The organism is Pseudomonas sp. NPDC089534 (genome assembly GCF_044749305.1).
Classification (GTDB): Bacteria; Pseudomonadota; Gammaproteobacteria; order Pseudomonadales; family Pseudomonadaceae; genus Aquipseudomonas; species Aquipseudomonas ekonensis.
This window is the reverse complement of the sequence record NZ_JBIVHR010000048.1, coordinates 1-14,246: the sequence shown is the minus strand read 5'-3', so window position 1 is coordinate 14,246 and position 14,246 is coordinate 1. Positions and strand designations below refer to the sequence as shown.

General features: G+C 65.3%; 12 protein-coding genes. 4 read left to right on the top strand and 8 right to left on the bottom strand.

The genetic code is table 11. The annotated features are described in order from the left end of the window. Together ACIP0B_RS16160 and ACIP0B_RS16155 are read left to right on the top strand one after the other, a co-directional pair. Nucleotides 1-939 carry an MlaD family protein gene (locus ACIP0B_RS16160; RefSeq protein WP_400833588.1) on the top strand — a complete coding sequence of 313 codons (939 nt, stop codon included), beginning with the start codon at nucleotides 1-3 and terminating at the stop codon, nucleotides 937-939. After that, nucleotides 936-1,559: an ABC-type transport auxiliary lipoprotein family protein gene (locus ACIP0B_RS16155; RefSeq protein ID WP_400833586.1), complete on the top strand. Its 624-nt coding sequence runs from the start codon at nucleotides 936-938 to the stop codon at nucleotides 1,557-1,559. Before ACIP0B_RS16160 ends, ACIP0B_RS16155 begins: the two co-directional genes overlap by 4 nt. 129 nt (nucleotides 1,560-1,688) lie before the next feature. On the opposite strand, the gene ACIP0B_RS16150 is transcribed toward ACIP0B_RS16155, so the two are convergent. The 5 genes from ACIP0B_RS16150 to ACIP0B_RS16130 form a co-directional block, all read right to left on the bottom strand. Then, nucleotides 1,689-2,918 carry a nucleoside recognition domain-containing protein gene (locus tag ACIP0B_RS16150; protein ID WP_217894334.1) on the bottom strand — a complete coding sequence of 410 codons (1,230 nt, stop codon included), beginning with the start codon at nucleotides 2,916-2,918 and terminating at the stop codon, nucleotides 1,689-1,691. A gap of 122 nt (nucleotides 2,919-3,040) precedes the next feature. Then, complete coding sequence (gene gltP / locus ACIP0B_RS16145) at nucleotides 3,041-4,372, bottom strand: glutamate/aspartate:proton symporter GltP (protein ID WP_400833584.1); 1,332 nt, start codon at nucleotides 4,370-4,372, stop codon at nucleotides 3,041-3,043. Between the two features lie 695 nt (nucleotides 4,373-5,067). Further along, the gene (locus ACIP0B_RS16140) at nucleotides 5,068-5,532 is read right to left on the bottom strand and encodes an inhibitor of vertebrate lysozyme family protein (protein ID WP_400833582.1); all 465 of its coding nucleotides are present in this window, start codon (nucleotides 5,530-5,532) and stop codon (nucleotides 5,068-5,070) included. A 2-nt stretch (nucleotides 5,533-5,534) separates the two neighbouring features. Further along, complete coding sequence (locus tag ACIP0B_RS16135; protein ID WP_085579366.1) at nucleotides 5,535-5,699, bottom strand: DUF1328 domain-containing protein; 165 nt, start codon at nucleotides 5,697-5,699, stop codon at nucleotides 5,535-5,537. 64 nt (nucleotides 5,700-5,763) lie between these two features. Next, the gene (locus ACIP0B_RS16130) at nucleotides 5,764-6,048 is read right to left on the bottom strand and encodes a hypothetical protein (protein WP_400833579.1); all 285 of its coding nucleotides are present in this window, start codon (nucleotides 6,046-6,048) and stop codon (nucleotides 5,764-5,766) included. A 427-nt stretch (nucleotides 6,049-6,475) separates the two neighbouring features. Here ACIP0B_RS16130 and algB point away from each other — a divergent pair, with 427 nt between their 5' ends. Together algB and ACIP0B_RS16120 are read left to right on the top strand one after the other, a co-directional pair. Then, complete coding sequence (gene algB / locus ACIP0B_RS16125) at nucleotides 6,476-7,822, top strand: sigma-54-dependent response regulator transcription factor AlgB (protein ID WP_400833577.1); 1,347 nt, start codon at nucleotides 6,476-6,478, stop codon at nucleotides 7,820-7,822. Between the two features lie 10 nt (nucleotides 7,823-7,832). Beyond that, nucleotides 7,833-9,614, top strand: coding sequence for an ATP-binding protein (locus ACIP0B_RS16120; protein ID WP_400833574.1), 1,782 nt, complete (start codon nucleotides 7,833-7,835; stop codon nucleotides 9,612-9,614). On the opposite strand, the gene ACIP0B_RS16115 is transcribed toward ACIP0B_RS16120, so the two are convergent. The 3 genes from ACIP0B_RS16115 to ACIP0B_RS16105 form a co-directional block, all read right to left on the bottom strand. Continuing rightward, nucleotides 9,611-11,227 (bottom strand): EAL domain-containing protein, encoded by a 1,617-nt coding sequence (locus ACIP0B_RS16115; protein ID WP_400833571.1) that lies wholly within the window; start codon nucleotides 11,225-11,227, stop codon nucleotides 9,611-9,613. The genes ACIP0B_RS16120 and ACIP0B_RS16115 overlap by 4 nt on opposite strands. A gap of 72 nt (nucleotides 11,228-11,299) precedes the next feature. Beyond that, complete coding sequence (locus ACIP0B_RS16110; RefSeq protein ID WP_400833569.1) at nucleotides 11,300-12,079, bottom strand: N-acetylmuramoyl-L-alanine amidase; 780 nt, start codon at nucleotides 12,077-12,079, stop codon at nucleotides 11,300-11,302. A 102-nt stretch (nucleotides 12,080-12,181) separates the two neighbouring features. Beyond that, entirely contained in the window at nucleotides 12,182-14,233 is a 2,052-nt protein-coding gene (locus tag ACIP0B_RS16105) for a GGDEF domain-containing protein (RefSeq protein WP_400833659.1), read from the bottom strand. Between the last annotated feature and the right edge of the window lie 13 nt (nucleotides 14,234-14,246).

Sequence of the window (14,246 nt, the reverse complement as noted above, 5' to 3'; positions counted from 1 at the left end):
ATGGAAACCCGAGCCCATCATGTGTTGATCGGCCTGTTCACCGTGATCGTGGTGGCGGGCGCCCTGCTCTTCGGCCTGTGGCTGGCCAAGTCCAGCGTCGACACCGAGTTCAAGGATTACGAAGTGGTGTTCAACGAGGCGGTCAGCGGCCTGTCCAAGGGCAGTTCGGTGCAGTACAGCGGGATCAAGGTCGGCGACGTGGTCAGCCTCAGGCTCGACCCGAAGGATCCGCGCCGGGTGCTGGCGCGGATCCGCCTGGGCGGCGATACGCCGATCAAGGAAGACACCCTGGCCAAGCTGGCCCTGACCGGCATCACCGGCACCTCGATCATCCAGCTCAGCGGCGGCACCCCGCAGAGCCCGAACCTCAAGGGCCACGACGGCAAGCTGCCGACCATCGTCGCCACGCCCTCGCCCATCTCCCGCCTGCTCAACGACAGCAACGACCTGATGAGCGGGGTCAACGAGCTGCTGCACAACGCCAACCAGATGTTTTCGGCGCAGAACGTCGAGCGCATCAGCAACACCCTCGCCCACCTGGAACAGACCACCGGCGCGATCAACGACCAGCGCGGCGACCTGCGCCAGGCCATGCAGCAACTGGCGGCGGTGGGCAAGCAGGCCGGCAGCATGCTCGAACAGACGTCGGCGCTGATGCGCAACGCCAACGGCCTGCTCAACGATCAGGGCAAGCAGGCCCTGGGCAGCGCCGAGCAGGCGATGAAGTCCCTTGAGCAAAGCAGCGCCACGATCAACGGCCTGTTGAGCAAGAACCAGACGTCCCTGGACAGCGGCCTGCAAGGCCTCAACGGCCTGGCGCCGGCGGTGCGCGAACTGCGCGAGACCCTGAGCTCGCTGCGCGCCATCTCCCAACGCCTGGAGGCCAACCCCAGCGGTTACCTGCTGGGCAACGACAAGAACAAGGAATTCACCCCATGAAGCCGACCCGCCTCGCCCTCCTCGCCGGTTGCATGCTGGCCGCTTCGTGCTCGATCCTGCCCAAGCCGGAGCCGCTGGACCTCTACCGCCTGCCCGCCGCCCAGGCGCCCGCCCCGGGCGGCCCGGCGGCCGTCCAGCACTGGTCGCTGCGCCTGAACAAGCTGCAGGCCAGCGAAGCGCTGAACCGGCCGGGCATCGCCGTGATCCCCCAGGGCGATGTGATCAGCACCTACAAGGCCTCGCGCTGGAGCGACCCGGCGCCGGTGCTGGTGCGCAACCGCCTGCTCGACGGCTTCCAGCGTGACGGCCGGGTGCCGCTGCTGAGCACCGACGACAGCAACTTCCAGGCGGACCTGGAGCTGGGCGGCAGCCTGCAAGCGTTTCAGACGGAATATGAGGGCAACGGCGCCAGCGTCGTGGTGCGCCTGGATGCGCTGCTGGTGCGCGGCTACGACCAGCGCATCCTCGCCAGCCGCCGCTTCGAGGAGCGCCAACCGCTGATCGACGTGAAGGTGCCGGCGGCGGTGGCCGGGTTCGGCCAGGCCAGCGACCGCCTGACCGCGAAGGTGGTGGCGTGGGCGGTGGAGCAAGGTCAGAAGGCCGTCCTGCAAAGGCCCTGAACCTGCTGGGACGCCTGTGGCGAGTGAGCTGCTGTGGCGAGGGAGCTTGCTCCCGCCGGGGCGCGGAGCGGCCCAAAAAAGGGCCAGCAGCGCAGTCCGGCGGGAGCAAGCCCCCTCACCACAGGACGATCAGCCGAAGAACCAATAGCACACGCCGATGGCGCCGAGCACGCCGGCCAGCTCCGCCAGCAGCGCACACCCCACCGCGTGCCGCGCACGCTGGATGCCCACCGCGCCGAAGTACACCGCCAGCACGTAGAACGTGGTCTCGGTACTGCCCTGGATCGTCGCCGCCACCAGCGCCGGGAAACTGTCCACGCCGGAGGTCTTCATGGTCTCGATCAGCATCGCCCGCGCCGCGCTGCCGGAGAACGGCTTGACCATCGCCGTCGGCAACGCATCGACGAAACGCGTGTCCCAACCGGCCCACTGCACCAGGTGGCGGATCCCGTCGAGGCCGAAGTCCAGTGCCCCGGAGGCCCGCAGCACGCCGATGGCGCAGAGCATCGCCACCAGGTACGGCAACAGGTTCTTGGCCACGTCGAAGCCCTCTTTGGCCCCTTCGACGAACGCTTCGTAGACCTTGACCTTGCGCAGCGCACCGATCACCAGAAACAGCATGATCAGGCCGAACAGCGTCAGATTGCCGAGGATCGACGACAATCCCGCCAATGCCGTCGCCGACATCGTCGCCAGCAGCGCCATGAAGCCGCCGAGGATCAGCGCGCCGGGCAGCAGATAGGCCAGCACCACCGGATCCCAGATGCGCAGGCGCTGCATGACCGCCACCGAGAGAAAGCCGACGATGGTCGAGCAGCTGGTGGCCAGCAGGATCGGCAGGAACACCAGGGTCGGGTCCGGCGCGCCTTGCTGGGCGCGGTACATGAAGATGGTGACCGGCAGCAGGGTCAGGGAGGAGGCGTTGAGCACCAGGAACAGGATCTGCGCGTTGCTGGCCACGGTGGCGCTGGGGTTGAGCTCCTGCAGGGCCTTCATGGCCTTGAGGCCGATGGGGGTGGCGGCGTTGTCCAGGCCCAGGCCGTTGGCGGCGAAATTGAGGGTGATCAGGCCGATGGCCGGATGGCCCGGCGGCACTTCCGGCATCAGGCGCAGGAACAGCGGGCCCAGGGCCCTGGCCAGCCATTCGACGATGCCGGCCTTCTCGGCGATGCGCAGGAAGCCCAGCCACAGGGTGAGGGTGCCGAACAGCAGCACCATGACCTCGACCGACAGCTTGGCCATGGCGAAGATGCTTTCGACCATCGCCGCGAAGATCCCGGCGTTGCCGCCCACCAGCCACTGCGCCAGCGCCGACACGGCCGCCACGATGAAGAAGCCAAGCCACAGGCCGTTAAGCATCAGTCAAATCCCCCCGGAAGATGCGGCGAATGATAGCGGGGCTGCCGAAAACGACAAACCCCGGAAATGATCCGGGGTTCGTTTGTGCGGCCACTGACTGTAGGAAGCCAGCAGGGCTTGTGTCAGTTCTTGGTGGCCTGGGCCGCCGGAACCTTGTCCTTGCTGCGCCAGTGCGGCAGGGAGTTCCAATAGCGCTGGCCCTTGGCGTCGTCGTACATGCCTTCCCAACGGGCGATGACCAGCACGGCCAGGGCGTTGCCGATTACGTTCAGGGCGGTGCGCGCCATGTCCATGATGCGGTCGACGCCGGCGATGAACGCCAGGCCTTCCAGCGGAATGCCGACGCTGCCCAGGGTGGCCAGCAGCACCACGAAGGACACGCCCGGCACGCCGGCGATGCCTTTGGAGGTGACCATCAGGGTCAGCACCAGCAGCAGCTGCTGGCTGACCGACAGGTCGATGCCGTACAGCTGGGCGATGAAGATCGCCGCGATGCTCTGGTACAGGGTCGAACCGTCGAGGTTGAACGAGTAGCCGGTCGGCACCACGAAGCTGCAGATGGCCTTCGGCGCGCCGTAGGCTTCCATCTTCTCGATCACGCGCGGCAGCACGGTTTCGGACGACGCGGTGGAGTAGGCCAGCACCAGCTCATCCTTGAAGATGCGCATCAGCTTGATCACCGAGAAACCGAACAGGCGGGCGATCAGGCCCAGCACCACGAAGCCGAAGAACGCGATGGCGACGTAAACCAGGATCACCAGCTTGGCCAGCGGCAGCAGCGAGGCGAAGCCGAAGTTGGCCACGGTCACCGCGATCAGGGCGAACACGCCGATCGGGGCGTAGTTCATGATCATGTGGGTGACTTTGAACATGCTTTCCGAGACGCCCTGGAACATCGTCACCAGCGGCTCGCGCAGGTCCGACTGCAGGCTCGACAGACCGAGGCCGAACAGCACGGAGAAGAAGATGATCGGCAGCATCTCGCCACGGGCCATGGCCGCGAAGATGTTCGACGGGATCAGGTTGAGGATGGTCTCGATGAACGCATGTTCATGCTGTACTTCGGCGGCGGTGGCCTTGTACTTGGAGATGTCCACGGTGCCCAGGGTGCTCATGTCGATGCCGGCGCCCGGATGGAACACGTTGGCCAGCAGCAGGCCGACGACGATGGCGATGGTGGTGACGATTTCGAAGTAGATGATGGTCTTCAGGCCGATGCGCCCGAGCTTCTTGGCGTCGCCCACGCCGGCGATGCCGACGATAAGGGAGGAAATGACGATCGGGATGACGATCATCTTGATCAGACGGATAAAGATATCGCCTGCCGGTTGCAGGACGTTGCTGATCCACCAGGCCTTTTCGGCGCTGAAGTGGTTGAGCAATGCACCGATTGCAATCCCCAACACCAGACCGATGAGGATCTGCCAGGCGAGGCTGAGCTTTGCCTTCTTCATATTCTTTACCCTTACTTGCGTTTGACACAGGCACATGCAGGAACTGGAACGCGCATTGGCGGAAAAGTCTTTGCATCTGCCTCCGTATAAGGTGCCCGGGGCGCGCGTTCGCGGCTCTCCGGCGGGCGAAAAAAGGCGCAACTATTCCGATGCGGGGTTGCGACGTCTAATGCCGTAAGCGACTACCCTATGCCGAATCGGCATGAGATTTTTCAATTGAAACTGGCGTCCCAAGCGGTTCGATTGCGACATTCAGGCAGGCATAAGCGCCGTGAACCGGCCATTTCAGCGTAGCTTGGATAGTTTTCAGACGATCTCAATCAGCGGAAAATTTGGGAAAAAGCCTACGTTGGAGAGAGAAAACTCCCGATGTTTAATTTGGCTCTTTCTCGATATACGGTCGCCAGGAAACACCGCGAAACGGTTTTCGCGTCAGTCTGAACGATTGAACGGCGAGCAGGACGCTCTAGATCAACGTTTGGCGTGATTGAAGCGCTCGGCAAGTCCGTCGGCCCCCACCGGGCCGGCGAACCTGCGCGCGGCTTCATTGCCCTGGCCCGGCCCTCATCGCAGGCACTCCCTGTACCCGTAGGTCACTCCGACCCTGCAACAGTCAGAACGTCCCGGCCCCTTGGCCATGCGCCGGCCTTCCTCGGGCGGGCGCAATAAAGGGCAGCGCGGGGCTGCCCTCATGTTCAGTACCAGTTCGGATCCTTCTTCAGCGTTTCCGTCAGCAGGCCCTGCATGCCTTGATCCGGCTCGCCGAGGAAACGGAAAGTGGCATGCCGCGTCGGCGACTTGTCCGCCGGCAGCCCCTCCGGCACGTCGACCAGCAGGGCATAGGCGTGTTTCTTGTCGAAGCTGAAAGCGACGATCAGGCGGTGGTTCAGGCACGTCTGCTCGGTTTCGCACAGCGGCCCGACCAGGTACTGGTCGCCATCCTCTTCAACGGCATTCATCTGTTGCTGCGGCGCACCGGAGAGGTTCATCACCCATTCCGGCAGGCGCTCCTCTTTTTTCACGACCTTCTGCCACGTGTCCCGGTATTGCGGGTCGGCATTGAGCAGCTCGTTGACGCGCGTCTGGCCGTCATTGGCCGCCATCGCCATGGCGCTGCCGCCCAGGAGCAGGGCGGCAGCCATTGTCTTCAAGGCGCCCATGGTCAGCCTCGACCGCGGCGGCCAAAGATGAAGGAGGCGATGAACATCACCAGGAACACGACAAAGAGAATCTTGGCGATGCCCGTGGCGGTGCCCGCGATACCACCGAAGCCCAGCACGGCGGCGATGATGGCAATGATCAGGAAGGTGATTGCCCAGCTCAACATGATGATTCTCCTTACTTCTGTTTAAGGGTGTTGCCCGTCTCGGCGTTCAGGCGCCCAGATTCGTTCAGAAGACCCAACGTTCCTCGCGTGGCGCGCTGTCCAGCGGTTGGGGCTGGCCGACGTCGACCATGCGCAGCGCACCGTCTTCGGCGTGCCGGCTGCCGGCGGCGCTGAAGTGGGTCTGCACCGGGTGCTGCATCGAAATCAGGGGTTCGGGGGTCTGGCTCAGCTCCCAGCGCAGGTATTGCTGGCAGGCGATCAAGGTCACCAGCAGCGCGAGCACGCCGAACAGGCCTTGCTGGATGTGCCGTGACGAGAGGCGTACTGCGGTGGCGCTTGGGCGAGTCATCGGGAGTCCTCACTCTTATTCGTTGGGGCCGTTCAACATCTGCCCGGTCTGGAGGAGGTATTGCAGAGCGCATGCCAGCTTTTTTGTTGAAAAATATCCAATAAAATCAACAAGATATAAAAACAAAGAAAAGAGATGGCGACGCATCCTGCACGATGCCCGCCTTCTGCGTCGTGCGAATTGCACGACCGATCCGACAGACATTTCATTCTTATTGAATGGATGACCGGATGCGGATGTCAGAAAAAGAGGCGGGAGGTGGTGGCAGAACTGGCTTCGATCGCAATTGCCTGAGAAATCAGCGCATTAGCCGTGAGGGCGGGAGAGAGCTACCCTGCCATGGGCGGAATCGATCAGAATCAACCATGCAACTTGCCCGATTTTTCTGTGACTAAACCAAGACATTCACTTATGGAGCGTAGGAAAAATGGAATCAGCCACTGAGCACCAAGGCCGCATTCTGCTGGTGGACGACGAGTCCGCCATCCTGCGAACCTTCCGCTACTGCCTCGAAGACGAAGGCTATACGGTGGCCACCGCCACCAGCGCGGCCCAGGCCGATGCGCTGCTGCAGCGGCAGGTGTTCGACCTGTGCTTCCTGGACCTGCGCCTGGGCGAGGACAACGGGCTGGATGTTTTGGCACAGATGCGCGTCCAGGCGCCGTGGATGCGGGTGGTGATCGTCACCGCCCACTCGGCGGTCGACACGGCGGTGGATGCGATTCAGGCCGGTGCCGCCGATTACCTGGTCAAGCCCTGCAGCCCCGACCAATTGCGCCTGGCCACCGCCAAGCAACTGGAGGTGCGCCGGCTCTCGGCGCGCCTGGAGGCCCTCGAAGGCGAAGTCCGCCAATCCAAGGACGGCCTCGATTCCCACAGCCCGGCCATGAAAGTCGTGCTGGAAACCGCCCGCCAGGTGGCGGGCACCGACGCCAACATCCTCATCCTCGGCGAGTCCGGCACCGGCAAAGGCGAACTGGCCCGTGCCATCCACGGCTGGAGCAAGCGCGAGAAGAAATCCTGCGTCACGATCAACTGCCCGTCGCTGAACGCCGAGCTGATGGAAAGCGAGCTGTTCGGCCACAGCCGCGGCGCCTTCACCGGCGCCAGCGAAAGCACGCTGGGACGAGTCAACCAGGCCGACGGCGGCACGCTGTTTCTCGACGAGATCGGCGATTTTCCCCTGACGCTGCAACCGAAGCTGCTGCGTTTCATTCAAGACAAGGAATACGAGCGGGTCGGGGATCCGGTCACCCGCCGCGCCGATGTGCGCATCCTGGCGGCGACCAACCTCAATCTTGAAGACATGGTGCGCGACGGACGCTTTCGCGAGGATCTGCTGTATCGCCTGAACGTCATCACCCTGCACCTGCCGCCCCTGCGTGAACGCAGCGAAGACATCCTCACCCTGGCCGAACGCTTCCTGGCCCGTTTCGTCAAGGAATACGCGCGTCCGGCCCGGGTGTTCAGCGACGAGGCCCGCGAGGCGATGCTCGGCTACCGTTGGCCGGGCAACATCCGTGAATTGCGCAACGTGGTCGAGCGGGCCAGCATCATCTGTCCGCAGGAACGCGTTGAGATCAGCCACCTCGGCATGGCCGAGCAACCGGCCGGCAATGCGCCGCGGATCGGCGCCGCCTTGAGCCTCGACGAACTGGAGCGGGCCCACATCGGCGCGGTGCTGGCCACCGCCGGCACACTCGACCAGGCCGCCAAGACGCTGGGGATCGACGCGTCGACCCTGTACCGCAAGCGCAAGCAATACAACCTGTGAGCGGTTGACGATGAAACTGGCGATGAAGTTGCGCACCCGTCTGTTCCTGAGCATTTCCGCGCTGATCACCGTGGCCCTGCTGGGGCTGCTGCTGGGCCTGGTCAGCGTGATGCAGATGGCCGGCAGCCAGGAAGCGCTGGTGCGCAACAACTTCGTCAGCCTCGACCTGGGCCTCAAGCTGCGCCAGACCCTGGGCGACCAACTGATCATGATGCTGTCGGCGAAGCGCGACCCTGTGGCGTTCGAAGCCTCGCGCCAGCATTACCGCGAGCTGCTGGAGGAGGGCATCGCCCACGAGCGGCAAAGCGAAGGCAGCCCGGGCGGGTTCGCTCAGGTCAAGGCCGATTACCTGAGCTTCATGGAGGCGTATGACCGGTCGGGCACCTCCCTGAGCGAAAGCGGCGACCTGCGCGAGCGCTTCAACACCCTGCGCAACGGCTTGGTCACCGAGCACAAGCGCGCACTCGAAAACATCAACTCGGTGCAGCAGGCCGCCCGTCAACGGGCGCTGCTGATCGCCGGCCTGCTCGGGCTGGTGGGCCTGGCGGTGCTGGTCATCGGATTCATCACCGCCCACGGGATCGCCCGGCGCATCGGCGCCCCCATCGAAGCCTTGGCCAAAGCGGCCGACAGCATCGGCCAGGGCAATTTCGAGGTGACCCTGCCGATTTCCCCCGCGCTGGAACTGAACCAGCTCACCCGGCGTTTCGGCTTGATGGCCCAGGCCCTGCGGGAACACCAGGCCACCAACGTCGACGAGCTGCTGGCCGGCCAGCAGCGCTTGCAGGCGGTGCTCGACAGCATCGATGACGGCCTGCTGATGATCGACCGCGACGGGCATCTGGAACACCTCAACCCGGTGGCCCAGCGGCAACTGGGCTGGGACAGCGACCGCTGCGGCCAGGGCCTGGGCGCGGCGCTGGGCCGGCCGGAGCTGGATGCCCATCTGCAACTGGTGCTGCGCGGCGGGACACTGGAGCGCGCACCGGAGGACCTGAGCGTCGAAGTCGACGGCGAATCGCGCCTGCTGACGTTCAGCCTGACCCCGGTGAGCCACACCCAGGGTCACATCCTCGGCGCGGTGATGGTGCTGCATGACGTGACCGAACAGCGCGCCTTCGAGCGGGTGCGCAGCGAGTTTGTCCTGCGCGCCTCCCATGAGCTGCGCACTCCGGTCACCGGCATGCACATGGCGTTCGGCCTGTTCCGCGAACGGGCGAAGTTCGCCGAAGACTCCCGCGAATCCGACCTGCTGGACACGGTCAACGAAGAGATGCAGCGCCTGATGCAACTGATCAACGACCTGCTGAACTTCTCGCGCTACCAGAGCGGCCTGCAGAAGCTCTCGCTGGCGCCGTGCTCGATCGAGGATCTGCTGGAGCAGGCGCAGTTGCGTTTCGCCGGCCCGGCGGCGGACAAGGGCGTGGCGCTGAACGTGGAAGTGCAGGGGCCGTTGCCGCGCCTGCAGGTCGATCAGGCGCAGCTGGACCGGGTGCTGGACAACCTGATCGACAACGCCCTGCGCCACACCGCCCGCGACGGGCTGATCCGCCTCCAGGCACGGCGCCATGGCGAACGGGTGATCATCAGCGTCGAGGACAACGGCGAAGGCATCGCCTACGGCCAGCAGGGGCGGATCTTCGAGCCGTTCGTCCAGGTCGGGCGCAAGAAGGGCGGCGCCGGACTCGGCCTGGCGCTGTGCAAGGAGATCGTCCAGCTGCACGGCGGCCGGATGGGCGTCTATTCGCGGCCGGGGCAGGGCACGCAGTTCTACATGGCGCTGGCGGTCTAGGCTTCGTCGTCGATCCGGCGCCCGGCCAGGCGCCGGCCGCGGGTGATCAGCTCGATGAACTGCACCGCGCTCAGGGCGTGGGCGAACAGCCAGCCCTGGCCGAACTTCACGCCTTCGCTGCTGAGCAGCGCCGCCTGGGACTCAAGCTCGATGCCCTCGGCGATCACCTTGAGATCCAGCGCCTGCGCCATATGGATGATGTGCGGCGCGACTCCGCTGCTGGCGGCGTCGTGGCCGAGGGCGTCGATGAACGCCTTGTCGATCTTCAGGCAGTCCACCGGCAGGGTCTGCAGGTAGGCCAGGCTGCAATAGCCGGTGCCGAAATCGTCGATCAGCACTTGGTGCCCCACATCGCGCAGCGCTTGCAGGTTTTCCCGCGCCACCACCACGTCGATCAGACCGCGTTCGGTGACCTCGAACGCAATCTGCCGCGCCGCAACCCGGTGCAGGGCCAGCAGCCGGGCCATGACCTGGCCGATACGCGGCACCATCACGTCGCAGGCCGCCAGGTTCACCGAGATGTACAGCTGCGGATTGGCCCGCAGCAACTGGCCCAACTGCTCCAGCAGGCGCTGCAGGACGAAGTCGGTCATCTGCCGGATCTGCCCGGTGTTCTCCGCCATCGGAATGAACAGGTCGGGGCTGGTCAGCGTACCGTCCGGCCGGCGCCAGCGCAGCAGGGCCTCGGCGCCGACGCAGTTGCGGCTGTCGAGGTCGAAGATCGGCTGGTACAGCACCTGCAGTTCGCCCCGGCGGATCGCGCCGTGCAGCTCGGCGTCCAGCGACTGACGCTGGCGCACCAGCCAGAACACCAGCAGGCCGACGAAGGCGCCGAGCATCAGGCACAGCGGCACCATCCACCACCAGAGCTCCGGAATGTGCATGCCGGTGCGCGGGGTGATCAGCACCAGTTGGTACTCCGGATTGTCGGTGGGCATGCGGTAGATCAGGCGAGTCTGGGTCACCTGCAGCGCGTCCGGGTTCTTCGGCGGCCAGGGGTCGGTGGGCGGCCAGGCCTGCGGCACGCCGAGCACCGGAATCGCCCGCGAACCGTGATCCAGCACCACCAGCAGGCTGCTGCCGGGCGACAGGTCGACCATGTCGGTCAGGTGCCCGCGGGACGTGGCCACGCGGAAGTTGCCGCGGCCGAGCATCAGGGCGGCGCGGTTCTCGTCGGGTTCGGTGGTGGTGTTGAGCCAGTAGCTGTAGGTCGGGCCCTTGATGTCCGGCGGGCGCACCACCGACAGGGCATCCTGGCGCGGACGGTTGGAGCAGATCCGCGAAGCGTCCATGTAGGCGGCTTCGTAGACGAAGCGGTAATTGAAGGTGACCTGCTGCAGGGTGGCGATCATTTCCTCGTCGCAGCTGCGCAGGGGTTGGGCCTCCAGGTCGTCGAGGCTTTCGCGCAGCTGGCCGAACAGCTGCTCGAGGCGGGCGAGGAAGCGGGCGCCTTGGGCGTTCATCTCCTGGCTTTCGTTCTGTTCGACCTGGCGCACCGCCACGAACAGTCCGCCGGTGATCAGCAGGCTCGCACTGAGGACAGCCGCGAGCATCGCCAAAAACCACGGGCGATAAAACCAGCCACGCAACGTCTCTCGGGTAGCTACCATCATGGATATCCGAAGAATTACCAATGAGTTATAGCTGCTGATTGCGATTTCGCCCTGACCGTCGGGCGGGCGTCATTATTTTGTCTGGTTCAGCACCACCAGCAACGCTGCCGTTTGCGCGTCCGGCGTGCCGTCGAAGCGCGAAGGGCGGTAATGCATCTGGAACGCCGCGAGCACGTGGCGGGTCGCCACATCCAGCTCGCCGGTCTGCGGGGTGGCGTAGCCCAGCCGCGCCAACTGCATCTGGAACCAGCCGATGTCCGGCAGCTGCGCATCGAACTGCGCCTGCCGCTGGGCGACCGCCTGTTCGTTCGGCCACAGGCCCAGCCCTTCGGCGGCCAGGCGCTTCCAGGGGAACAGCGGGCCCGGATCGAGCTTGCGCAGCGGTGCGATGTCGCTGTGGCCGATGATGTGGCGCGGGTTGATGCCGTTGCGCTTGCTGATGTCCTTGAGCAGCACGATCAGCGACTGCACCTGGGCTTCGCTGTACGGATACCAGACGCGGCCGTTCGGGGTGTCCCGGAAGCCGGGGTTGACGATTTCGATGCCGATGGAGCTGGAGTTCAGCCAGGTGCGCCCTTGCCACTCGCTTTCGCCGGCGTGCCAGGCGCGCAGGTTCTCGTCCATCAGTTTGTAGATGGTCGCCTTCTTGTCGTCGCCGATCAGGTAATGGCTGCTGACTTCGCCGCGGGTCAGCAATTGCAGCGAGCGCTCCAGCGAGGCGGTGGTGTAGTGCACCACCACGTACTGGATGCGGCTGTCGTGGTTGGCCGAAGGATGGCTGGTGTCGAACCGCGGGCCGCTGGCGCAACCGGCCAGCACGAGCAGCGATACGATGAGGGCAAGGAATTTCATGGCAGGGAGCAGTACACGCAGGACAATAATGCAACAGTGTAACGTATTGCCCGGCCCGCCGACGGCCATCGGCCCGATTTAAACAAAATGGAACAATTGCCCTCAGCCGACCTCCACCCGGTTGCGCCCGGCGTTTTTCGCCCGGTACAGCGCCTGATCGGCTCTTTTCAGCACCTGATCGCTGCGCTCTCCCGGCCTGAACGCCGCCAAGCCCATCGAAATGGTGATCGTGACCCGCTCCCCTTTGAAGTGGAACGGGCAGGCCTCGATGGCGGCGCGCAAGGTCTCCAGCAACCGGGCGCCGACCGCCGGGGTGGTGGCCGGCAGCAGCAGGACAAACTCCTCGCCGCCGAAGCGGGCGATGAAATCCGTGCCGCGCAGGCGCTTGCGCAGCACCGTGGCGATGATCTTCAGCACCTTGTCGCCGGCCAGGTGGCCGTAGTTGTCGTTGATCCGCTTGAAGTGGTCGAGGTCGAGCATGGCCAGGCTCAAGGTGTTGCCGTGTTGCTGCCACTGGGTCATTTCCTGCTCGAGCCGCTCGCTCCAGGCGGCGCGGTTGGGCAGGCCGGTGAGGGGATCGATCAGGGCCTTCTGGCGTTGCTCCTCGAGGTGCTCGCGGTAGCCGAGCGCTTCCTGCTCCATGTGGGCCACGCGCTCGGCCAGGCTTTTCAGGCGTGCAGCCACTTCCCGCTCACGGGCGTCGCGCTGCTTCTGGTGCTGGTCCATGGTGCCGAGCAGGCCTTCCAGGTGGTTTTCCAGCACTTGCTTGAGGTCGTCCAGGTCGGCGGCTTCCTGCACGCTGTTCTGCAGGCCGTCGACCTGCTCACGGATCTGCGTGTCCATGGCCCGGGCGGCGGAGCTGTTGTCGGCGTGGCCTTCGCTGGCGGCCTTGAGGTTGCTCTGGAACGCTTCGAGGCGTTCGTTGAGCTGTTGCAGGTACACCTCGAACTCGTGCTGGCCGCTGTCGGTGATGGCCAGCATCAACGTCGCCAGATCATCGAGGATCGGCAGCAGTTCGTACCAGTTCAAGCCATTTTTCAACCGGTCGCGCATCGCCTCCGCTTGCGGGCGGTGGCGTTCGGGCAGCGTCAGGTCGTCCAGCAGACCGATCAGGGTGTCTTCGATGTGCCGGGCCACCGAGCTGTAGGACGGCTCAGGGGAATCCGGCAGGGCGTAGAGGATGTCGTGCTCGGCCTGTTCAGGGTCGATGGCCGCCAATGCCAGGGCGATGGGCTCGGGCAGGGGCAGGCTGTCGAGGATCATCGCGGCGGTGTTTTCGCCGGGGTGGATCAGCTCGTCCGGGTTCACCGCAACGGGGGCGGGCGGAGCAGGCGCCGGCACGTTGGCGGCAGGCTCGGTGACCGTCGGTTCGGGTTGCCGTGGATCAGGATCGGCGGCGGCAGGCGGCGGAGTGAAGGCGAACACTTCCGGCTCTGGTTCTGGCTCTGGCTCTGGTTCCGGCTGGATGGCCCGGATCGGCGGCGGTGCGGGTGCCACGGTCTCGGTGGCGTGGCTGGCCGCCGACGGTTGGCTGACGGGCGCGGCCTCGTCGGGGACAGCGGCGCTCTGGGCGGTTTCCTGACGCAGCTCGGCAGGAACGATCTGCGAGGGTTCGGCGTGCTCGACAGCGGCGGGCGCGGGCGCCAATGCCTCCGCCTCAGGCTGTTCTTCAATGTCCCGGGTGCCGAACAGGCGTTGCAGCAGTCCGGGGCGGCCCGGCTCCGTTGGCGTCTCCAGTTGGCTCAGGGCCTTGCCTTGCAGGCCGCTGAGTTCGCTGAGCAGCAGCGGCATTTCCCGGGCCTGGCCGACCCGTGTGTCGAGTTGCTTGGCAAATTTCTTCAGGGGCCGGGCGACCTCCCGCGGCAACGGCAAGGCCTGCAACTGGGTGACCAGCGCATTCAGCGCGGTGCTCACCTGATCGATCCGGGTCTCCCGGCGCTGCTCGGAGTCGAGCACGGCCTTCTCCAGGCGCGGCAGCAGGGCGGCGAGGCCGGCGTCCATGTCGTCGGTGCGCACCACGTCGCGCATCTCTTTCATGCACTGGTCGACCACCCGGTCGGTGCCTTCGGCCGCCAGGGTGCTGCGCACCAGGCCGCGGCGCAGCAGGTCGAGCCGGGCGTCCCAACGACGTTCGAGCTTTTCCTGTTGTTCGATGCTTTTGAGCTAT

Coding starts and splice junctions, on each gene's coding strand:
- gltP (WP_400833584.1), bottom strand. CDS start 4,372: ATGAAGAAGGCAAAGCTCAGCCTCGCCTGGCAGATCCTCATCGGTCTG.
- ACIP0B_RS16130 (WP_400833579.1), bottom strand. CDS start 6,048: ATGACTCGCCCAAGCGCCACCGCAGTACGCCTCTCGTCACGGCACATC.
- ACIP0B_RS16110 (WP_400833569.1), bottom strand. CDS start 12,079: ATGAAATTCCTTGCCCTCATCGTATCGCTGCTCGTGCTGGCCGGTTGC.
- ACIP0B_RS16140 (WP_400833582.1), bottom strand. CDS start 5,532: ATGGGCGCCTTGAAGACAATGGCTGCCGCCCTGCTCCTGGGCGGCAGC.
- ACIP0B_RS16150 (WP_217894334.1), bottom strand. CDS start 2,918: ATGCTTAACGGCCTGTGGCTTGGCTTCTTCATCGTGGCGGCCGTGTCG.
- algB (WP_400833577.1), top strand. CDS start 6,476: ATGGAATCAGCCACTGAGCACCAAGGCCGCATTCTGCTGGTGGACGAC.
- ACIP0B_RS16135 (WP_085579366.1), bottom strand. CDS start 5,699: ATGTTGAGCTGGGCAATCACCTTCCTGATCATTGCCATCATCGCCGCC.
- ACIP0B_RS16115 (WP_400833571.1), bottom strand. CDS start 11,227: ATGATGGTAGCTACCCGAGAGACGTTGCGTGGCTGGTTTTATCGCCCG.
- ACIP0B_RS16160 (WP_400833588.1), top strand. CDS start 1: ATGGAAACCCGAGCCCATCATGTGTTGATCGGCCTGTTCACCGTGATC.
- ACIP0B_RS16155 (WP_400833586.1), top strand. CDS start 936: ATGAAGCCGACCCGCCTCGCCCTCCTCGCCGGTTGCATGCTGGCCGCT.
- ACIP0B_RS16120 (WP_400833574.1), top strand. CDS start 7,833: ATGAAACTGGCGATGAAGTTGCGCACCCGTCTGTTCCTGAGCATTTCC.